The sequence below is a fragment of the Pseudomonas sp. UBA6310 genome, from assembly GCF_002438225.1.
Lineage (GTDB): Bacteria > Pseudomonadota > Gammaproteobacteria > Pseudomonadales > Pseudomonadaceae > Pseudomonas_O > Pseudomonas_O kuykendallii.
Genome location: NZ_DJTK01000018.1, coordinates 17365 through 37118 on the forward strand (window position 1 = coordinate 17365; position 19754 = coordinate 37118).

Consider the following 19754-nt stretch of genomic DNA (forward strand, 5'->3'; position numbering starts at 1 on the left):
GGGTGGTCACGCCACCGCCACCACGTCGAGGATGCGCTGGATCACCTTGTCCTGATCGACGCCCGAGGCCTCGGCCTCGAAGGACAGGATCACCCGATGACGCAGCACGTCGAAGAGCATCGCCTGGATGTCTTCCGGGCTGACGAAGTCGCGGCCGGCCAGCCAGGCGTGCGCGCGCGCGCAGCGGTCGAGGGCGATGGAACCGCGCGGGCTGGCGCCGTAGGCGATCCACTCGGCGAGTTCGGCGTCGAACTTGGCCGGGGTGCGCGTGGCCATGACCAGTTGCACCAGGTACTCCTCCACCGCATCGGCCATGTACAGGCCGAGGATTTCCTTGCGCGCGGCGAAGATGGCCTGCTGGCTGACGCGCCGCTCGGGCAGGCTTTCGCCGTTCAGCGCTTCGCCGCGGGCCTGGGCGAGGATCTTGCGTTCGACGCTGGCGTCGGGGAAGCCGATCTTCACGTGCATCAGGAAGCGGTCGAGCTGTGCTTCGGGCAGCGGGTAGGTGCCTTCCTGCTCGATGGGGTTCTGCGTCGCCATCACCAGGAACAGCGGCGACAGCTCGTAGGTGCTGCGGCCGACGCTGACCTGGCGCTCCGCCATGGCTTCGAGCAGCGCCGACTGCACCTTCGCCGGGGCGCGGTTGATTTCGTCGGCGAGCACCAGGTTGTGGAAGATCGGCCCCTGCTGGAACACGAAGCTGCCGGTTTCCGGGCGATAGATCTCGGTGCCGGTGATGTCCGCCGGAAGCAGATCGGGGGTGAACTGGATGCGGTGGAATTCGGCTTCCAGGCCCTCGGCCAGGTCCTTGATGGCCTTGGTCTTGGCCAGCCCCGGTGCGCCTTCCACCAGCATGTGGCCATCGGCAAGCAGCGCCACCAGCATGCGTTCGACGAGCTTTTCCTGGCCGAGGATCTGGCTGGAGAGAAATTGTCGCAGCGCGACTAGCGCCTCGCGGTGTTCCATGGGGGCAGTTCCGGTTGGGATAACGAGCCAGAGCCGCTCGTCGAAGGCGTCGTATCTTAATCGAAGGCGGCGGGCGTAGCTAAGTCCGCATGCGTGCGGCGGGGTGTTCCGACGCTGGCTGCTGCGTCCGGCCTACGGGTGTGGAGCTTCGTGGTGCGTGACGTCGCGAGGGCGTGTCCTGGTGGTGCGGAATCCTCGCGGGTTTTTGCGACCTCTGGGTGCACGGGCGCGCACCGGTGTTCGTCTATGGTGCAAAACACTACTTATTGATCAGATGTCAAGATAGTTTGTTGCGGTGGTGGATTTTGTTGGGTATATCTCTCGTAACCACGGGAGAGACCGGTTACCTGCCGGCGCCGAAGGAGCAACCGCCCCGGAAACTCTCAGGCAAAAGGACCGTGGGGTTCACCGCATTCTGGAAAGAGGCGCCGCATGCGCCCGCCGACGGGATAACGCTCTCAGGCAACCATGACAGAAGGGGCAGATGGCCGATGATTCGGTTGGAAGTCTGCTGCGTTGCCCTTTGTCAGTGCCACTCCGCTCGATCTCCTTCCTCTTCCATTGGCCATTCTTCGCGGATAAATCTGCGCGGACAGGTATCGTCCTGGTGCCTGTCCTCGCCTGTTCAATAGCGGATCGGGGTCAATTCATGACAAGCACAAATAAGTCAGGCGGCATGAAGAAGGGGCTGTTGGGCGCGGGCATCTGCGTGCTGGCGGCGTGGGTTTCGCTGGTCAATGCACAGGAACTGGAGGGAACGCTGAAGAAGGTGTCGGAGTCCGGCAGCATCACCGTAGGTCACCGCGATGGCGGCATTCCGTTCTCCTACTACGACGACAAGCAGCAGCCGGTGGGCTACGCCATGGACCTGTGCGGCAAGCTGGTCGATGCGGTGAAGGTCAAGCTCGGCAAGCCCGACCTGAAGGTCGAATACGTGCCGGTAACGGGCACCACGCGCATCCCGCTGCTGGCCAACGGCACCATCGACATGGAGTGCGGCACCACCACCAACAACGCCGAACGCCAGCGCCAGGTCGCGTTCTCCACCACCTATTTCGTCGCCGGCGTGCGCATCATGGCGAAGAAGGCCGACCACATCACCGGCCTGCAGGACCTCAAGGGCAAGACCATCGTGACGCCGGCGGGCACCACCAGCGTGCGTCTGCTCAACGAAGCGAACAACAAGGACGACCTGGGCATGCGCATCCTGTCCGCCAAGGACAATGCCGAGGCGCTGCTCACCGTGGAAACCGGCCGTGCGGTCGCCTACGTGTTCGACGACGTTTCCCTCGCCGGGGTGATCGCCTCGTCGCGCTCCCCGGAAATCTGGGAGATCGTTGGCGATGCACTCTCCGTGGAGCCCTACGGAATCATGCTGCGGCGCAACGATGCGCAGTTCAAGGCGCTGGCCGACGAGACCCTCGGCGCGCTCTATGCCAGCGGCGAGATCAACGCGATCTATGACAAGTGGTTCCTGCAGCCGATTCCGCCGCGCGGCATCCTGATGAACCTGCCGATGTCGGAGCAACTGAAGAAGGTCGTCGCCGCGCCGACCGACAGCGCCGACCCGCAGGTCTACCAGTAAGCCGCCGCCGGGGCCGGTTCGCCGGCTCCGGCGTTTCCCGCGGGCCGGTTCCGGCCCGCGTCCGCTGCCCTTCGCCCGGATACCCGCATGGATTACACCTGGAACTGGAGCGTCCTCTGGTCGCTCTCCCTCGACGGTCGACTGACCTATTTCGAGACGCTGCTGCTGGGCCTGGCCTGGACCCTGGCGACGGCGCTCTCCGCCTTCGTTTTCGCGCTGCTGATCGGCTCGCTGCTCGGTGTGATGCGCAGCGCGCCGGTGGCCTGGATGAACCGGGTCGGCGCCTGCTTCGTCGAGCTGTTTCGCAACGTGCCACTGCTGGTGCAGATGTTCCTCTGGTACTTCGTGTTGCCCGAGTTGCTGCCCGACGCCGCCGGCGACTGGCTCAAGCAACTGCCGGACGCGCAGTTCTACACCGCGGTGCTGTGCCTGGGCTGCTACCACGGGGCGCGGGTCGCCGAAGTGGTGCGCTCCGGGCTGGGCAGCCTGTCGCGCGGGCAGGGCATGGCCGGCCAGGCACTCGGCCTGACGCTGCCGCAGACCTATCGCTACGTGCTGTTGCCGATGGCCTACCGGATCGTCGTGCCGACCCTGACCTCGGAATTCCTCAGCACCACCAAGAACACCTCGGTGGCGCTGGCCATCGGCCTGGTCGAGCTGACCGCCAGCGCGCGGGCGATGCAGGAGGGCACGTTCCAGGTGTTCGAGGCGTTCGCCGTCGCCACCTTGCTGTACCTGGCGCTGAACCTGATCATCGTGTTCCTGATGCGCGTGCTGGAACGCAAGGCGCAGGTTCCGGGGTACGTCAGCGGCCATGAGAAGGGAGGGCGCTGAGATGTTCGCCGGTTTCGATTTCGACGTGATCGTGCGTGCCCTGCCGTACCTGTTCCTCGACGGCATGGCCTTCACCCTGACCCTCACCGCGCTGGCAACCCTGGGCGGGATCGTCCTCGGCACGCTGCTGGCGCTGATGCGGCTGTCGCGCTTCGCCGTGCTCTCCACCTTCGCCGCCAGCTACGTCAACCTGATGCGCTCGCTGCCGCTGGTGCTGGTGATCTTCTGGTTCTACTTCCTGATGCCCTACGTCGGCCAGTGGGTGACCGGCGCCGCCAGCCCGGTGCGCATCGGCCCGTTCTGGTCGTCGCTGGTGACCTTCACCCTGTTCGAGGCCAGCTACTTCTGCGAAATCATCCGCTCCGGCATCCAGTCCGTGCCACGCGGGCAGGTGATGGCTTCCCAGGCGATGGGCATGACCACCGCGCAGACCATGGGCTACGTGATCCTGCCGCAGGCCTTCCGCAACATGCTGCCGATCCTGCTGACCCAGACCATCGTGCTGTTCCAGGACACCTCGCTGGTCTACGTGCTGTCGATCACCGACTTCCTCGGCGCCGCGGCGAAGATCGCCCAGCGCGACGGTCGACTGCTGGAGATGTACCTGTTCGCCGCGCTGGTCTATTTCGCGATCTCCTTCACCGCATCCTTTTTCGTACGCCGCCTGCAAAGGCGCGTCGCCATCGTTCGCTGAGGTTTCCCATGTCCATGATCGCCATCAAGCAGGTTTCCAAGTCCTACGGTGATTTCCAGGTGCTGAAGAATTGTTCGACCGAGGTCGCCAAGGGCGAGGTCGTGGTGGTCTGCGGCCCCTCCGGCTCCGGCAAATCCACCCTGATCAAGACCGTCAACGGCCTGGAGCCGATCAACCAGGGCGAGATCGTCGTCGATGGCACCACGGTCACCGACAAGGCCACCAACCTTCCGCAGCTGCGCTCGCGGGTCGGCATGGTGTTCCAGCATTTCGAGCTGTTCCCGCACCTGAGCATCGCCGAGAACCTCGCGCTGGCGCAGATGAAGGTACTCAAGCGCTCACGCGCCGAGGCGCTGGCCAAGGGCGCGGCGCTGCTGGCACGGGTAGGGCTGTCGGCGCATGCGGACAAGTTTCCCGGCCAGCTCTCCGGTGGCCAGCAGCAGCGCGTGGCCATCGCCCGAGCCCTGGCGATGGACCCGGTGGTGATGCTGTTCGACGAACCGACGTCGGCGCTGGACCCGGAAATGGTCACCGAAGTGCTCGACGTGATGGTCGAACTGGCCAACGAAGGCATGACCATGATGGTCGTCACCCATGAGATGGGCTTCGCGCGCAAGGTCGCCAACCGCGTGGTGTTCATGGACGCCGGCGAAGTGGTGGAGGATGCCGACAAGGAGGCGTTCTTCGCCGAACCGCGCAGCGAGCGGGCGCGGCAGTTCCTGTCGAAGATTCTCGCGCATTGACGGACAGCGGCGGCGCCGGTATCGGCACGCCTGATTCGACGCCGGTCGCACATCCCTTTCTGACGGAGCCACGACGTGGACATTTCCCTCCAGGCGCTGCTCGACAGCGCCCAGCAGCGCCAGCAGGTGCTTTCCCGTGAACGGCTGATGCTCTACGCCGGCGCCAACCTGCCCAGCGCCGAGGCGCAGCAGGCCTACGCCGCGGGCCTCAGCGCCTACCCGGCGATGGGCCTGCCGTTCCACAAGGAGCAGCCGGACACCGACCTGGTTTCGCAGCTGGAAGTAGAGACGGCGGCGGCCGCCTGCGCACTGTTCGGCGCCACCTGGGCCGAGGTGCGCCTGCCCAGTTGCACGCTGGCCAATCTCGCGGTGTTCCACGCCTTCGCCTCGCCCGGCGACTTGCTGCTGGCGCCGGCCGGGGCGCACGGCGGGCACCTCAGCCAGCGCCGCGGCGGCACACCCGAACTGGCCGGGCTGCGCTGCACCGAACTGGCCTACGACGCCGCACGCTTTCAGCTGGATGCCGAGGCGGCGGCGCGCCAGGTGCGCGAGTGGCGGCCGAAGCTGGTGCTGCTGGGGCGCAGCATCATGCTCACGCCGGACCGGCTGGAGCCGGTGATCGAGGCGGCACGCGAGGTCGGCGCGCTGAGCATCTTCGACGCCTCCCACGTCAGCGGGCTGATCGCCGGCGGCGCCTACCCCAATCCGCTGGAAGCCGGGGTGGACGTGATGACCAGCTCCACCTACAAGACCCTGCCGGGGCGGCCGCAGAGCCTGATCCTCGGCCGCGACGCGCAGGTCGGGGCGAAGCTCACCCAACTGCTCGACACGCGGATGCTGGCGAACATCGACCCGGCGCGGCTGGCATCGCTGCTGGTCACCTTGCGCCAGGCGGGCGAGCGCGGCGTGGATTATTCCTCGCGCATCCTCGCCAACAGCGCGGCGCTTGCTGAGGCGTGGCGCGCACGTGGCCTGCCGATCATCGCGCCGGCGGCGGGGGAGACCTTCACCCACCAACTGCTGTTGCCGCTGGATTCCGCCTGCGATGCGCGCGCTGCGATGACCTTCCTCGAACGCCACGGCGTGCTGATCGGCACTTGCGTAGACCCGACGACAGCCGGCCAGTCGGCGTTGCGCCTGGGCACGCAGTTCATCACCACACTGGGCCTGGGCGTGGCGGACATGCCGGTGGTCGCCGGGCTGCTCGCCGACCTGCTGCTGCCCACCGCCACCGGGCGCCTGAGCGTCGCCCACGAAAGCGCGGCGTCGAAGGCGAACAGCCAGGGGCGCCTGCGCGAACTGCTGGCGCAGCAGGACCCGTCAGCGCGATGACTGGGCGAGGAACTGCCGCAGGCTCCGTTGCGCCGCTCCCTGGGTGACCGGCGCCAGGCGCAGGGTGTCACCCGGCTGGCACTGCGCCAGGCGGGCCACCGCCTGCGGGGTGAGGGCGCCGAGGCGCGGGTAGCCGCCGATGGTCTGGCGGTCATTGAGCAGCACGATGGGTTGGCCGTCCGCCGGCACCTGGACCGCACCTAGCGGGATGCCCTCGGAGACCATGGAGGTGCGCTGGCAGACCAGTTGCGGGCCTAGCAAGCGTACGCCCATGCGGTCGGCGCGGACGTCCACCTGCCAGTCGTGGTTGAAGGCATCGAACAGGCTTTGTCCGCTGAAGTCGCCAACCTGCGCGCCCAGTACCAGCTCCAGCGTCGCATCGCCGCCAAGGACGGGAATCTGCCGTGCTGGCAGCTCGCGGGGCACTGGGTCGCCGCCTTGCCAGGTCAGGCGATCGTCGGCGGCCACCGCGCGACCGTCGCCATGCAGGCCGCCGAGTTCTTCGCGGGCAGTGCTGGCGCAACTGCCGAGCACGCGCGGAGCGTCGAAGCCGCCCGGCGCGGCGAGGTAGGCGCGGGTACCCTGCAGCGGCCGCGCGAAGGCCAGACGCTGGCCCTGGCGCACAGTGAAGCTGCGCCAGGGTTTCAGCGGCTGGCCGTCGAGGGTCGCCCCCAGGTCGGCGCCGGCGAGGGCCAGGCAGGTGTCACGCTCGCAGGTCAGCACGAGGTTGCCGAGGGCGATCTCCAGCACCGGCGCGTCGACGGCATTGTCCAGCAAGCGATTGGCCCAGTGCATGGATATCCAGTCCAACGCGCCGCCCTGGGTCACGCCCAGGTGGCGGACACCGAAGCGGCCGGCGTCCTGCAGCAGCACGAAGGGGTGGCTGTGCTCGACACGCAGTCCGCGGGCGGCAGTCGTCGAGGCGTTCATGGCGTGCTCTCCAGCGGGGTGTCGTCGCCGCCCAGACGGACGAATTCGGCATGCTCGATGGGCATGAAACGCACCCGGTCGCCGGGCTGCATCAGGCTGTAGCCGTCGAGGGCGCGGTCGAATAGCCGGGACGGAGTTCGCCCGATGAGGTTCCAGCCACCGGGCGAAATCATCGGGTATATCGCCGTCTGGCGGTCGGCGATGCCGACGCTGCCGGCGGCGATGCGTTTGCGCGGGGTGCTCAGGCGCGGTGTCGCCAGGGTTTCCTCGACCAGCCCCATGAAGGCGAAGCCGGGTGCGAAGCCGAGTGCGAACACCTGATATTCGTGGGCGGCATGCCGGCGGATCACCTCGGCCTCGTCCAGCCCGCTACGCTGCGCCAGCAGCGGCAGCTCCGGGCCGACACTGGGGTGGTACCAGGTGGGCAGCTCATGGCAGCGACCGATGCCGGTGCGCTGTGGCTGCAGTTCGGTGAAGGCCCGCTCGATGAGCAGGCGCGCCTGGTCCGGGTCGAGACGGCCGAGATCGTAGTGCAGGAACAAGGTGGTGTAGGACGGCACCAGATCGACCAGCGCGGCGCCGAATTCCTCACGCAGGCGCTGGCAGGCGGCCAGCATCCAGGCCATGTTGCTTTCCTCGATCTGTTCGAAGAGCCGCAGGATCAGGCTGTCGATACCGGCCACCTCGATGATCGGCGCGGGCAAGCGCAACGTCATTCGGTGTCCCTGCGGCAGAGGGCTTCGCGGATGCGCCTGACTGCAGCGACCGAGCTGGCGTTGTCGCCGTGCACGCAGAGCGTCTGCGCCTGCAGGTGCACCGCGCTGCCGTCGATTGCCCTCAGTGGCTCGCCCTGGGCCAGAGTCAATGCCTGCCGGACGATGGTCTCCGCGTCGTGGTGCACGGCGCCGGGGATCGCCCGCGAAACCAGGAATCCATCGGCGTCATAGGCACGGTCGGCAAAGGCCTCGAACCACAGTTGAATGCCGATTTCATCGCCGATGGCCTGCGCCTGGCTCTGGTCGCGAGTAGCCATCAGCACCAGCGGCAAATTCGCGTCGTACATCGCCACGGCGCGCAGCACGGCATGCAGGATTTCCGGCTTGCGCATCATGTCCTGGTACAGCGCGCCGTGTGGCTTGACGTAGCTGACGCGGCTGCCGTAAGCGCGGCAGATGCCATCGAGCGCGCCGATCTGGTAGAGCAGCATGTCCTCGACTTCGCGTGGCGTGCAGGCCATTGAGCGGCGGCCGAAGCCCACCAGGTCGGGATACGCCGGGTGGGCGCCTATGCGTACGCCGTTTTCCACTGCCAGCGCCACCGTAGTGCGCATGGTGCCGGGGTCGGAGGCATGAAAGCCGCAGGCGATGTTGGCGCAATCGATGAAGGGCATGACTTCGGCGTCCAGGCCCATGGTCCAGGCGCCGAAGCTTTCGCCGATGTCGCAATTCAGCAGCAGGCTGCTCACGTTTGAATTCCTCGCCATGTCGGTATCGGGATGGCTGGCCCCAGGGCCGCCGGTTGCCCATTCTTCGAGGGAGGCGATCCTGCGTCCAACTAATTAATGCATCAGCCGACGATAAGAAAAATCGATTCGGCGAGGCAGCGGCGCGCGCAGGCGAACGCCCCGGCCTGCGCCCGGGTGTGTAGCCTCGGTACATTGTTCCGTGGACGTTACAGGCGCACCGATAGACGCCTCGCGGTCGAGGCTGGCGTGAGGCCTGGTCGATTTGGTGATGCAGCCGGCCAGGTAAGCGCGGCTCATCGCCGGCGGCGTTTCATGTCCCCATTCCGCAGGCCATCGAGCGCGCGTTGCGCCACAGGGCCCGAGCGCACGGTAGCCGGGCAGGTCAAGGCAGGTTCCACCGGGGCTTCTGCGCCTGCGGACGTCCGGGGGCTGATGGACGAGCAACTCAGAGATCACACCAGGCGGGCTACCTCCTCAAGCTATGCGGAAGCGCTGGGTACTCTGGTCGAGCGCCGAGACCTGCGCCGAAAGGCTGGTGGCGTGCTGCTCCAGCGTCTGGCGGAGGTCCTTGGTTTCTCCCGTGTGGCGGTGAATGTCTTCCATCTTCGCGGCGATCTCCTCGGTGGTACTGGAGATTTCCTCGATGGCCACGGCGACCTGGTTCATCTGCGCCGAAAGCTGGTCGACGTTCAACGTGATGGCACCCATGGCGTCGGCGGCCTGGCCGGCCTGGCGCTCGCCCTCGGCGGAAACCGACAGCCCGCTGACCATCAGCTCGTCCATGCTCTGCGTCTGTTCCCTGAGGTCGCCAATGATGCGGCCGATGTCGGTGGTCGCAGCCACGGTCTTCTGCGCCAGCGAGCGCACCTCGTCGGCGACCACCGAGAAACCGCGCCCGGCATCTCCGGCGCGCGCGGCCTCGATCGCGGCGTTCAGTGCGAGGAGGTTGGTCTGGTCGGCCAGCGCATTGATCACGTCGAGGATGCCGCTGACCTGGGTGCTGGAGTGAATCAACTGGTTGACCTGCCGGTGAGTGTCCTGAATCAGCTGCGACAGCCGGCGCATGCTCTCGACGCTGGTGACGATAACCGTGGCGCCGAGCCGTGCCGATTCGTTGGCCTTGAGCGTGGCGTCGTTGACGTCGGAGGCGCGCCGCGCCATCTCGCCCACCGTGGCGGAAATCTGCTGCGATGCCGAGGCCGCCTGCTCGGTCTGCGCTTCCACCTGCAGGCTGTTCTCCTCGAGCCGCTGCATGGCGGTGTTCAGGTGGCGCTGCAACTGGCCAAGCTCACGGTTGCCCTCGATCACCTGGCCTATCAGCGCTGCGATGCCGCGGGTCATGCGATTGGAACCCTCGCCGAGCCGGTTGAACTCGTCCTTCGAGTTGTCGCCGATGTCGAGGGTGGCGGTCAGATCGCCAGCGGCGACGCGGGCGAGTTGCTGGATCACGCGGTCCAGCTGCGTGAGCAGTGCGCGCGAGGCTTGCGTGAGGGAAACAAGGAGCATCAAGGCGATGGCGCAGAAGGCCATGCCGAGTATCCAGTAGGAAAGCTGGCTGGCCTGGGCCGCCCGCGCCTCGGCCCTGGCGAGTAGGCCGTCGCGCAGGGCGATAGCCTGCTGCTCGACCTGCTCTTCGATCTGCCGGCCCTGAGTGGCCAGCGTCTGCCGGCTCGCGACTATCTGGCGGATCAGGGCATCGACCTGATCGAAGGACGTGGCGAAGGCACCGGCACTCTCGCCGATCTTGCTGTCCTTCCAGTCCAGCTCGATCAACTGCTTGTCGAGCTTGGCGAGGGCACTGCGGGTTTGCTCGGCGTAGCGTGGATCGAGTTCGGCGAGGTAGTCCCGCTGACTCGTAAGGGCCTCGGCGATGAACGGCTGGATCAGCGTGATGGTAATCGCAGCCAGCGGTTTGGCAACCTCCAGCGCCGTCCTGCGCAAACCCTCGCTGTCGCTCAGGCCGAGCTGCCGACGCTGCTCCAGCCACAGCTCCTGGCTGGTCAGGTTTTCGTCGAGCAGGGCCTGCAGCCGCTTGGCGCGTTGCAGGATGTCCGGGTCGCCGAGCGGCATGGCCTGGGCCACCAGTTGCGCATTGAGCGTGCGAACGCTCTGCATCTGCTCGCGCACCCGCGCCTCGCTGTTGGGGTTGAGCTGGCGGCGCAGCGCTTCGAGCTTCAGCCACTGATTGAGCAGATTGGTCGCTACGCCGGCGTAGCTGGTGGCGAGCTGGCGAGCCTGTAGCGTCTGCGTCAGGCGCTGGTTGGTCCACAGCGACGACGCGGTCATCAGCGCCAGACCGACGAGGATGATGATGAGGAGCAGGCGGAACTTCTGTTTCCACGACAGTAGAAACGGCATAAGAGACCTCGGCTACGTTATTTTAAAAAGATGCCACTCCATAGAGATCGACCGCAAACCGGCAGGCTTAAGGAAAAACCTGCCGTTCCCGCGGGAGCGTTGTCGGCGTAGCGCGGTCTGAGTGCCTGCTACCAGAGCGGTAGGGTGTAGCTGAGGATGAGGCGGTTCTCGTCCAGGTCGTTGCCGAAGTTCGAACGTACGCTCGCATTGCGCCACTTGACGCCGAAGTTCTTCAGCGGACCGCTCTGGAACAGGTAGGCGATATCCATGTTGCGCTCCCATTCCTTGCCGTCGTGGCTGCCGTTGACCTCGACGTTGTCACCCGACACGTAACGCGTCATGAAAGTCAGTCCGGGAATCCCGATGGCGGCAAAGTTGTAGTCGTAGCGAACCTGCCAGGAGCGCTCGTCGATGTTGCCGAAGTCGTTGATCTGGATGAAGTTGACCAGGAACGGGTCGCTGCCGGTGATGTACGGGAAGGGATCGCTGCCGCTCATCTTCTGGTAGGCAGCGCCGAACGAATGGCCGCCCAGGGCATAGGTGAACATGGCGCCGAACGCCTTGTTGTCGATGTCGCGGAAGCTGCCATCCTCCTGGCTCCTGGCATAGCGCAGGTCAGTCTTGATCGACTGGTTTTCGCCCAGCGGGCGCAGGTATACCAGGGTGCCGTAGGCCTGTTTGTAGATGTCCTCGAGGGTGCCGTAGTGCAGCCCGGTGGTGAGCTCGGGAGTGAGCTTGTAGTCGCCGCCGCCGAAGACGAAGGAGTCGCTGTTGCCACCGATCCGGTTGGCGCTCATCTCGGTGTAGTCGCTCGAGCTGTTGGCCTTGATGCGGTTGATCTTGCCACCCTGCAACGTCAGGTTGTCGATTTCCTGGCTGTTCGCCAGCACGCCCTGGAAGGTCTGCGGCAGCAGGCGCGTGTCGTTGTTCGACACGATCGGGCTGCGGAAGGCAAGGGCGCCCACCTTCAGGGTGCTCTTCGACAGCTTGAGCTTTCCGGTCAGCGCCAGCTTCGAGTATTCGTCCTGCGAGCCGCCGGAGAGGTCGGCAGGCAGCAAGCCGGTTCCCCCGGTGCCGTCGCCGGAGTCGAGCTTGTAGCCGAGCATGCCCAGGGCATCGACGCCGAAGCCGACCGTTCCTTCGGTATAGCCGGACTCCATGCGCAGGAGGAAACCCTGTGCCCATTCCTCGGCCTTGTCACGGGCGCCTTCCTGACGGAAGTCGCGGTTGAAGTAGAAATTTCGCAGTTCGAGGCCGGCCTTGCTGTCGGCGATGAAGTCGGCGTTGGCGGCACCCGGAAGGGCCCCCCCGGCGAGTAGCAGGGCTACCATGCGGTGTTTCGAGGTCATGCGGTGTCTCTCCTTGGAAATGCGCGCAGCGTTTCTGGGCTGCCTGGCAGAGCGCGAGCGTGTGGGGTTCTTGTCGTGGGCTCCTGTACCGCCGGCGCATTCTTGGAAACAGCGGGAAAGGGCGTCCAGCTAGAAAAACCGCACGCTGGCGATAGGAAAATCCGATGCGCCCAAATGGCTCCGCGCGGCCCGCGCGGCATGCAACCTGCAGTCGCAAGGCAACCGGGGCGCTCGCCGCGGCCTTCCGAAATCGAGCTGCAGGGTGGTTGAACGGTATGAATCTGAGATTTCTCGAGACCTTCGTCTGGGTCGCCCGGCTGAAGAGCTTTCGCCTCACGGCGGAGAAGCTGTTCAGCACCCAGGCCTCGATATCCAGCCGTATCGCGGCGCTCGAAGACGAGCTTGGCGCGCGGCTTTTCCTGCGCGACTCGAAGGGGGTTTCACTGACTCCCGAAGGTCAGCGGGTGCTCGAATACGCCGAGCAGATGATCGACACCATGCAGGCGCTCAAGCAGTCGATCAGCGACGCCAGCAACGTCCGTGGCTGCGTGCGCATCGGCGCGATGGATACCGTCATTCACACCTGGCTGAGTCCTTTCGTATCGCGGCTGATGGAGCGTTACCCGGCGGTGGAGGTGGAGCTGACCGCGGACACCGCGCGCAACCTGATCGAGCAGTTGCAGAAGGGCTATCTGGACGTGATCTTCCAGACCGATGAGGTCTGCGCCGACAGCGTGCGCAACCGCGAGATGGCCCGCTATCCGGTGCGGTGGGTGGTGCCGGCCGGTTCGATCTACGACCGCCCCTATGCGTCGCTGGAGGAGATGACCCGCGAGCGCATCATCACCTTCTCGAAGAACTCACGGCCGCATCAGGACATTCTCAACATGCTGCATGCCGGCAACATCGGCTCGCCGCGAATCAGTTGCGTGAACTCGCTGGCGGCGATGACGCGCCTGGTCGGCGACGGCTTCGGCATCGGCGCGCTTCCTGCCCCGCTGGTGCGCACCGAGCTGCAGGCGGGGCAGCTCAAGGTGCTTGACAACGTTCCACATCCGCCGCAGATGAGCATCGTCGCCACCTGGCGTACCGGCGTCGGGCTGGAGACGGTCGAGCAGGTGGTCGACCTGGCTCAGGACGTCCTCGACGACTATGCCCGGCAGATCGGCTCGGGCTTCGTCATCCTTTCCCGGCCCGACCTTTCCAGCGTGCGTATATCGGCCTGAGCCCGAACGATCGGAAGAGGGGCTGCCGGGGTGCCGGGAGCCCCTTTTTTGTATCTGTTTGGTGCATTTGCCCCGGCTAGTGCCTTGTTTCGCGACATAAGCTTTTTTGATCGTCGCGTGCCGATTTTTCTAGTTGGACAGCCTTGGCGGTTGTACCGAGACTCGAATCACTCCCGTACCGCACCTGTTCATCCCAGCCCCCTTAATTAACGGAGATACTCATGAAGGCATTTCCTTCACGCTTCGGTCTTGCCGCCCTAGCTTGCGTGCTCGGCCTCGCATCTTTCGCCGGCCAGGCCGCCGATCGCTGGAACATGACCGTCGAGCAACCCGACGGCAACCACATCACGGAGGTCGCCCGGGACTTCGCCAGGAATGTGGAGTCCGCCACCGCCGGCGATCTGCAGATTCGCGTGCACAGCAACTCGATACTGTTCAAGCGACCTGAAGTGAAGCGCGCCGTGCAAACCGGCCAGGTGCAACTGGGCGACGTGCTGATGTCGGTGCTCGGTAACGAGGACCCGATCTTCGAGGTCGACAGCGTGCCGTTCCTTGCACGCAGTTTTCCCCAGGCTCGCAAGCTCTGGGAGGTGAGCCGGCCGGCGATCGAGGCGCGTCTGCAGAAGCAGGGCATTCGCCTGCTCTATGCCACGCCGTGGCCACCGCAAAGCATCTTCACGCAGAAGCCGATCGCTTCGATGGCGGACTTCAAAGGCATGAAGTTTCGTGCCTACAACCCCGCGACGGCGCGCATGGCCGAGCTGATGGGCGCGGTGCCGACCACCATCAACACCGGAGAGGTTCCGCAGGCGTTCAGCGCCGGAATGATCAGCGGCATGCTGACTTCGCCGGCGACTGGCGTGGATACCCAGGCCTGGGACTTCTCCACCTACTACTACGACGTGCGCGCGTTCATTCCCAAGAACTTCGTGATCGTCAACGCGCGCGCTTTCGCCAAGCTTCCGCAAGCTTCGCAGCAGGCCGTGCTCGATGCCGCCGCCAAGGCGGAAGCCCAGGGCTGGGCGCTGGCCGAAGCCCGTACCGGCGAGCTGGTGAAGACCCTTGCCGACAAAGGCATGAAGGTTTCCAGCGAAGCCCCCGGCGACCTCGATGCCGGGTTCGGCAAGATCGGCCAGACCATGGTCGACGAATGGCTGGACAAGGCGGGCCCCGACGGCAAGGCGATCGTCGACGCCTTCCGCAAACCCTGAGCGACAGGCAGCGTCGCGGTGGCCGCGCTGCCTTCAATACCTGACTTCGAGGAGCCTTCCTGGATGACCTGGTTAAGAAAGCTGTACACGCTATCCGGAGCCTTGTCCGGGCTGTTCATGGTGCTGATCTGCCTGCTGGTGCTGGCGCAGATCGTTGCGCGCCTGCTCGACACCCTGGTGCCGTCCTCGGACGAATTCGCCGGCTACGCGATGGCGGCATCCGGCTTCCTCGGCCTGCCGTACGCCCTGCAGCGCGGTGCCCACATCCGCGTCGGGCTGCTGTTCAAGGTGCTTCCGTCACGCGGCAGGCGTGTCATGGAAGTATTCAGCTCGCTGCTGGCGCTGCTGGTGTCCGGCTACCTGGGCTGGTACTGCGTGGCGTTCGCCCTGGAAAGCTACGAGTTCGGCGAAGTGTCCTCCGGGATGCTCCCCGTTCCGATGTGGATACCGCAGGCTGCCATGGCCCTGGGAACCGTGATTCTGGCTATCGCCATGCTCGACCGATTGATCTGCATGCTTCGTGACCAGCCCTTCGAGGTCGAGAGCGAAGCGGTGATGGGCGAGTGAAGGCTGCGTTTTCATTTCTTGCAGGCGCTCTGGCCGCCGCACATTTTCAGTGAGTTCATCGTGGAATACACAATCGTTGCAACCACGCTGCTGGTGACCTTCTTCCTCATGCTCGGAGGTGGCGTATGGGTGGCACTGGCCCTGCTCGGGGTTGGTGTGATCGGCATGGAGCTGTTCGGTGGCGCTCCTGCCGGATCGATTCTCGCCTCCACCAGCTGGACGTCCAGCTCGAGCTGGACGCTGACGGCGCTGCCGCTGTTCATCTGGATGGGCGAGATCCTCTTCCGCACCAAGCTGTCGGAAGACATGTTCAGGGGCCTGGCGCCCTGGGTTCGCCTGCTGCCTGGACGCCTCCTGCATGTCAACGTCCTGGGCTGCGGCATCTTCGCCGCGGTTTCCGGGTCCTCTGCAGCGACGGCCGCCACCATCGGGCGCATCTCCCTGCCGGAGCTGAAGTCGCGTGGCTATCCGGACGCGATCGCCATGGGCTCACTGGCCGGCGCCGGCACCCTCGGGCTGCTGATTCCGCCCTCGATCATGATGATCGTCTACGGCGTGGCGGCGCAGGTGTCGATCTCGCGGCTCTTCGTCGCCGGTATCCTGCCGGGGCTGATGCTGCTGGCGATCTTCTCCGGTTACCTGATCATCTGGTCGGTGCTCAACCGTGGCCAGCTGCCACCGGACGAGGAACGCCTGCCGCTGGCCGAGAAGCTGCGTCGCGCGCGGCTGCTGATTCCGGTGGTGGTGCTGATCGTTGCGGTGATCGGTTCGATCTACAGCGGCGTGGCCACGGCTACCGAAGCCGCGGCGATAGGTGTGGCAGGTTCCCTGTTGATCGCCGGCGTCTCGGGCTCGCTGACCTGGCAGACCTTCAGCGACAGCCTGATGGGCGCCGTCTGCACCTCGTGCATGATCTTCTTCATCCTGCTCGGCGCCGCCTACCTGACCTCCGCGATGAGCTTCATCGGCCTGCCGGCGGCACTCGCCGACTGGATCATCGCCAAGCAGCTGTCGCCATACGTTCTGCTGCTTGCGTTGACGCTGTTCTTCATCGTCCTCGGCTGCTTCCTCGACGGCATCTCGATCATCCTGCTGACCACCGCCGTGGTGATGCCAGCCATCGGCGCGGCGGGCATCGACCTGCTGTGGTTCGGCATCTTCGTCATCCTCGTCGTCGAGATGGCGCAGATCACGCCACCGGTGGGCTTCAACCTGTTCGTCCTGCAGAACCTCACCGGCAAGGACCTATGGACGACGGCGAAGGTCTCCTTCCCGTTCTTCCTGCTGATCGTCCTGGCGGCGATCCTGATCACCCTGTTCCCGCAGATCGTCCTGATCCTGCCGCAGGCGATGATGGGCTGAGCGCGGGTGGGCGCAACGACATCGCCGACGCCAGGCTGGGGCGTCGGCGGTGAAGCGCGGCATTCCCCTGCGCCACGAATGGGCTCTGCTGAACGAATATGTCGCGGCGTGGAAAGCACGCCGGCGCCGGCGCGTTCTATGGTTCTCAGGAATGACCGGTGAGTTCTGCCAGCCGCCGGTCATCGGCCCGATGTCGGTTTCTCGTTCCCCCTGTCGCGCAGCGATGCGCCGTGCAGCGAAACCGAAACAGACCCGGGTAAAGCTGAACCACCGATAAAACCGCAAGTCTTCTCCCTTTAGCGGCCTGCCTGGCCGCCACAATAAGTCCAGTGGAGCAAAAACATGGCGTTCTTCAGCGCAGCCAGCAAGGCCGACTTCCAGCACCAACTGCAAGCGGCGTTGGCGCAGCACATCGACGAAAAAGCGTTGCCACAAGTGGCGCTGTTCGCCGAGCAGTTCTTCGGCATCATCGCCCTCGACGAGCTGGTCCAGCGCCGGCTGTCCGACCTGGTCGGCTGCACGCTCTCTTCCTGGCGGCTGCTGCAGAATTTCGAGCGCAGCGCGCCGCAGGTGCGGGTGTTCAATCCGGACTACGAGAAGCACGGCTGGCAATCCACCCACACCGCGGTGGAAGTGCTGCATGCGGACATCCCGTTCCTCGTCGACTCGGTGCGCATCGAGCTGAACCGCCGCGGCCACAGCATCCATACCCTGCAGAACAGCGTGCTCAGCGTGCGCCGCGATGCCGCCGGCGAGCTGCTGGAAATCCTGCCCAAGGGCATCAGCGCCGATGACGCCCGCCAGGAATCGCTGATGTTCCTGGAGATCGACCGCTGCGCCGGCGCCAGCGAATTGCGCGCCCTGGAGCGGGCGCTGCTGGAGGTGCTGGAAGAAGTGCGCCTGGCGGTTGCCGACTTCCAGCCGATGAAGGCCAAGGCCGCCGAGCTGCTGGCCGGGCTGGAGGCGGCCGGGGCGCCGCTGAACGGCGAGGACCTGGCCGAAATCAAGGTGTTCCTCGGCTGGCTGCTGGACAACCATTTCACCTTCCTCGGCTACGAGGAGTTCAAGGTCGTCGACGAGGCCGACGGTGGGCGCATGGTCTACGACGAGGCGTCGCTGCTGGGCCTGTCGCGGCGCCTGCGGGCGGGCCTGAAGGACGAGGAACTGCACATCGAGCCGGAGGCGGTGCGCTTCCTGCGCGAGCCCGCGTTGCTGTCGTTCGCCAAGGCCGCGGTGCCGAGCCGCGTGCACCGTCCGGCCTACCCGGATTTCGTCTCGATCCGCCAGCTCGACGCCGATGGCCGGGTGCTCAAGGAATGCCGTTTCATGGGGCTCTACACCTCCGCGGTGTACAGCGAGAGCGTGCGGCAGATTCCCTTCATCCGTCGCAAGGTCGGCGAAGTGGAACGCCGCGCGGGCTTCGAGAACAGCGCGCACCTGGGCAAGGAACTGGCCCAGGTGCTGGAGGTGCTGCCGCGCGACGACCTGTTCCAGACCCCGGTGGACGAGCTGTTCAACACCGCCATCGCCATCGTGCAGATCCAGGAGCGCAACAAGCTGCGCCTGTTCCTGCGCAAGGACCCCTACGGCCGTTTCGCCTATTGCCTGGCCTACGTGCCGCGCGACATCTACTCCACCGAAACCCGGGTGAAGATCCAGCAGATCCTCATGGAGCGCCTGCAGGCCAGCGACTGCGAGTTCTGGACCTACTTCTCCGAATCGGTGCTGGCGCGCGTGCAGTACATCCTGCGCGTCGACCCGAAGAACAAGCAGCCCATCGATACCCAACTGCTCGAGCGTGAAATCGTCCAGGCCTGCCGCACCTGGCAGGACGAATACGCCAGCCTCGTGGTGGAAAGCCTCGGCGAGGCGCAGGGCACCACGGTGCTGGCGGACTTCCCGAAAGGCTTCCCGGCCGGCTATCGCGAGCGCTTCGCCGCGCATTCCGCGGTGGTCGACATGCAGCACCTGCTGAGCCTGTCCGAGCAGCGCCCGCTGGTGATGAGCTTCTACCAGCCGCTCAGCCAGGGCGACCAGCTGCTGCACTGCAAGCTCTATCACGCCGACACGCCGCTGCCGCTGTCCGACGTGCTGCCGATCCTGGAAAACCTCGGCTTGCGCGTGCTCGGTGAATTCCCCTTCCGCCTGCGCCGGCAGAACGGCCGCGAGTTCTGGATTCACGATTTCGCCTTCACCTACTCCGAGGGGCTGAACGTCGACATCCAGCAGCTCAACGAGACGCTGCAGGACGCCTTCGTCCACATCGTCCAGGGCGACGCCGAGAACGACGGCTTCAACCGCCTGGTGCTGACCGCCGGCCTGGCCTGGCGCGACGTCGCGCTGCTGCGTGCCTACGCGCGCTACCTCAAGCAGATCCGCCTGGGCTTCGACCTCGGCTACATCGCCAGCGCGCTGCTCAACCACACCGACATCGCCCGCGAACTGGTGCGGCTGTTCAAGATGCGTTTCTACCTCTCGCGCAAGCTGGCCGCCGACGACCTCGAGGACAAGCAGCAGCGCCTGGAGCAGGCGATCCTGGCGGCGCTGGACAACGTCGCGGTGCTCAACGAGGACCGCATCCTGCGGCGCTACCTGGACCTGATCAGGGCGACCCTGCGCACCAACTTCTACCAGGCCGACGCGGCCGGGCAGAGCAAGTCCTACTTCAGCTTCAAGTTCGACCCCAAGGCGATTCCCGAACTGCCGCGGCCGGTGCCGAAGTTCGAGATATTCGTCTACTCGCCGCGCATCGAAGGCGTGCACCTGCGCTTCGGCAACGTCGCCCGCGGCGGCCTGCGCTGGTCCGACCGCGAGGAGGATTACCGCACCGAGGTGCTCGGCCTGGTCAAGGCGCAGCAGGTGAAGAACGCGGTGATCGTGCCGGTCGGCGCCAAGGGCGGCTTCATCCCGCGGCGCCTGCCGGTCGGCGGCAGCCGCGACGATATCCAGGCCGAGGCCATCGCCTGCTACCGGATCTTCATCTCCGGGCTGCTCGACATCACCGACAACCTCAAGGACGGCGCGGTGCTGCCGCCGGCCAACGTGGTGCGCTTCGACGATGACGATCCCTACCTGGTGGTGGCCGCGGACAAGGGCACCGCGACCTTCTCCGACATCGCCAACGGCATCGCC

General features: G+C 65.7%; 16 protein-coding genes, 1 pseudogene and 1 riboswitch. Of the genes and pseudogenes, 10 read left to right on the forward strand and 7 right to left on the reverse strand.

What is annotated here, in order from left to right; translation table 11 throughout:
* Positions 1–6 precede the first annotated feature (6 nt).
* Positions 7–966, reverse strand: coding sequence for an AAA family ATPase (locus B3E91_RS03300; protein ID WP_273229778.1), 960 nt, complete (start codon positions 964–966; stop codon positions 7–9).
* Between the two features lie 320 nt (positions 967–1286).
* A riboswitch (glycine riboswitch) is annotated at positions 1287–1375 on the forward strand.
* Positions 1376–1615: 240 nt separating this feature from the next.
* Here B3E91_RS03300 and B3E91_RS03305 point away from each other — a divergent pair.
* The 5 genes from B3E91_RS03305 to B3E91_RS03325 all read left to right on the forward strand — a co-directional run bounded on the left by B3E91_RS03305 (position 1616) and on the right by B3E91_RS03325 (position 6154).
* Positions 1616–2551, forward strand: a complete 936-nt coding sequence (locus B3E91_RS03305) for a transporter substrate-binding domain-containing protein (RefSeq protein ID WP_287028389.1) — start codon at positions 1616–1618, stop codon at positions 2549–2551.
* An 87-nt stretch (positions 2552–2638) separates the two neighbouring features.
* A complete protein-coding gene (locus B3E91_RS03310) occupies positions 2639–3385 on the forward strand; it encodes an amino acid ABC transporter permease (RefSeq protein WP_287028391.1) in 747 nt (248 codons plus the stop codon).
* A 1-nt stretch (position 3386) separates the two neighbouring features.
* Positions 3387–4079 (forward strand): amino acid ABC transporter permease, encoded by a 693-nt coding sequence (locus tag B3E91_RS03315; protein WP_287028392.1) that lies wholly within the window; start codon positions 3387–3389, stop codon positions 4077–4079.
* Positions 4080–4093: 14 nt separating this feature from the next.
* Positions 4094–4822: an amino acid ABC transporter ATP-binding protein gene (locus B3E91_RS03320; RefSeq protein WP_090231651.1), complete on the forward strand. Its 729-nt coding sequence runs from the start codon at positions 4094–4096 to the stop codon at positions 4820–4822.
* Positions 4823–4897: 75 nt separating this feature from the next.
* Entirely contained in the window at positions 4898–6154 is a 1257-nt protein-coding gene (locus B3E91_RS03325) for a glycine hydroxymethyltransferase (protein ID WP_287028393.1), read from the forward strand.
* On the opposite strand, the gene B3E91_RS03330 is transcribed toward B3E91_RS03325, so the two are convergent.
* The 6 genes and pseudogenes from B3E91_RS03330 to B3E91_RS03350 form a co-directional block, all read right to left on the reverse strand.
* The gene (locus tag B3E91_RS03330) at positions 6143–7084 is read right to left on the reverse strand and encodes a biotin-dependent carboxyltransferase family protein (RefSeq protein WP_287028394.1); all 942 of its coding nucleotides are present in this window, start codon (positions 7082–7084) and stop codon (positions 6143–6145) included. The genes B3E91_RS03325 and B3E91_RS03330 overlap by 12 nt on opposite strands.
* Positions 7081–7800 carry a 5-oxoprolinase subunit PxpB gene (gene pxpB, locus B3E91_RS03335; protein WP_273229789.1) on the reverse strand — a complete coding sequence of 240 codons (720 nt, stop codon included), beginning with the start codon at positions 7798–7800 and terminating at the stop codon, positions 7081–7083. Before pxpB ends, B3E91_RS03330 begins: the two co-directional genes overlap by 4 nt.
* Positions 7797–8549: a 5-oxoprolinase subunit PxpA gene (locus B3E91_RS03340; protein ID WP_287028396.1), complete on the reverse strand. Its 753-nt coding sequence runs from the start codon at positions 8547–8549 to the stop codon at positions 7797–7799. Before B3E91_RS03340 ends, pxpB begins: the two co-directional genes overlap by 4 nt.
* Before the next feature lie 474 nt (positions 8550–9023).
* Positions 9024–9890 (reverse strand): methyl-accepting chemotaxis protein, encoded by an 867-nt coding sequence (locus B3E91_RS22180; protein WP_414708189.1) that lies wholly within the window; start codon positions 9888–9890, stop codon positions 9024–9026.
* Positions 9891–9899: 9 nt separating this feature from the next.
* A pseudogene (locus B3E91_RS22185) lies at positions 9900–10907 on the reverse strand (chemotaxis protein); the annotation flags it as partial.
* 128 nt (positions 10908–11035) lie between these two features.
* Positions 11036–12256: an OprD family porin gene (locus B3E91_RS03350; RefSeq protein ID WP_287028398.1), complete on the reverse strand. Its 1221-nt coding sequence runs from the start codon at positions 12254–12256 to the stop codon at positions 11036–11038.
* Positions 12257–12531: 275 nt separating this feature from the next.
* On the opposite strand from B3E91_RS03350, the gene B3E91_RS03355 reads away from it, so the two are divergent.
* The 5 genes from B3E91_RS03355 to B3E91_RS03375 form a co-directional block, all read left to right on the forward strand.
* Positions 12532–13482 (forward strand): LysR family transcriptional regulator, encoded by a 951-nt coding sequence (locus tag B3E91_RS03355; RefSeq protein WP_273229796.1) that lies wholly within the window; start codon positions 12532–12534, stop codon positions 13480–13482.
* Between the two features lie 221 nt (positions 13483–13703).
* The gene (locus B3E91_RS03360) at positions 13704–14693 is read left to right on the forward strand and encodes a TRAP transporter substrate-binding protein (RefSeq protein ID WP_287028399.1); all 990 of its coding nucleotides are present in this window, start codon (positions 13704–13706) and stop codon (positions 14691–14693) included.
* Positions 14694–14756: 63 nt separating this feature from the next.
* Positions 14757–15260, forward strand: coding sequence for a TRAP transporter small permease (locus B3E91_RS03365; RefSeq protein WP_287028400.1), 504 nt, complete (start codon positions 14757–14759; stop codon positions 15258–15260).
* 60 nt (positions 15261–15320) lie between these two features.
* Positions 15321–16622 carry a TRAP transporter large permease gene (locus B3E91_RS03370; RefSeq protein ID WP_273229801.1) on the forward strand — a complete coding sequence of 434 codons (1302 nt, stop codon included), beginning with the start codon at positions 15321–15323 and terminating at the stop codon, positions 16620–16622.
* Positions 16623–16964: 342 nt separating this feature from the next.
* Positions 16965–19754 (forward strand): NAD-glutamate dehydrogenase domain-containing protein (locus tag B3E91_RS03375; protein WP_287028401.1); only part of this gene is annotated, 2790 nt, incomplete at its 3' end.

What these genes read in the sequence shown, in the direction of transcription:
- B3E91_RS03300 (WP_273229778.1), bottom strand. Translation starts at nt 966, where the DNA reads ATGGAACACCGCGAGGCGCTAGTCGCGCTGCGACAATTTCTCTCCAGC.
- B3E91_RS22180 (WP_414708189.1), bottom strand. Translation starts at nt 9,890, where the DNA reads ATGACCCGCGGCATCGCAGCGCTGATAGGCCAGGTGATCGAGGGCAAC.
- B3E91_RS03330 (WP_287028394.1), bottom strand. Translation starts at nt 7,084, where the DNA reads ATGAACGCCTCGACGACTGCCGCCCGCGGACTGCGTGTCGAGCACAGC.
- B3E91_RS03365 (WP_287028400.1), top strand. Translation starts at nt 14,757, where the DNA reads ATGACCTGGTTAAGAAAGCTGTACACGCTATCCGGAGCCTTGTCCGGG.
- B3E91_RS03305 (WP_287028389.1), top strand. Translation starts at nt 1,616, where the DNA reads ATGACAAGCACAAATAAGTCAGGCGGCATGAAGAAGGGGCTGTTGGGC.
- B3E91_RS03360 (WP_287028399.1), top strand. Translation starts at nt 13,704, where the DNA reads ATGAAGGCATTTCCTTCACGCTTCGGTCTTGCCGCCCTAGCTTGCGTG.
- B3E91_RS03350 (WP_287028398.1), bottom strand. Translation starts at nt 12,256, where the DNA reads ATGACCTCGAAACACCGCATGGTAGCCCTGCTACTCGCCGGGGGGGCC.
- pxpB (WP_273229789.1), bottom strand. Translation starts at nt 7,800, where the DNA reads ATGACGTTGCGCTTGCCCGCGCCGATCATCGAGGTGGCCGGTATCGAC.
- B3E91_RS03310 (WP_287028391.1), top strand. Translation starts at nt 2,639, where the DNA reads ATGGATTACACCTGGAACTGGAGCGTCCTCTGGTCGCTCTCCCTCGAC.
- B3E91_RS03355 (WP_273229796.1), top strand. Translation starts at nt 12,532, where the DNA reads ATGAATCTGAGATTTCTCGAGACCTTCGTCTGGGTCGCCCGGCTGAAG.
- B3E91_RS03320 (WP_090231651.1), top strand. Translation starts at nt 4,094, where the DNA reads ATGATCGCCATCAAGCAGGTTTCCAAGTCCTACGGTGATTTCCAGGTG.
- B3E91_RS03315 (WP_287028392.1), top strand. Translation starts at nt 3,387, where the DNA reads ATGTTCGCCGGTTTCGATTTCGACGTGATCGTGCGTGCCCTGCCGTAC.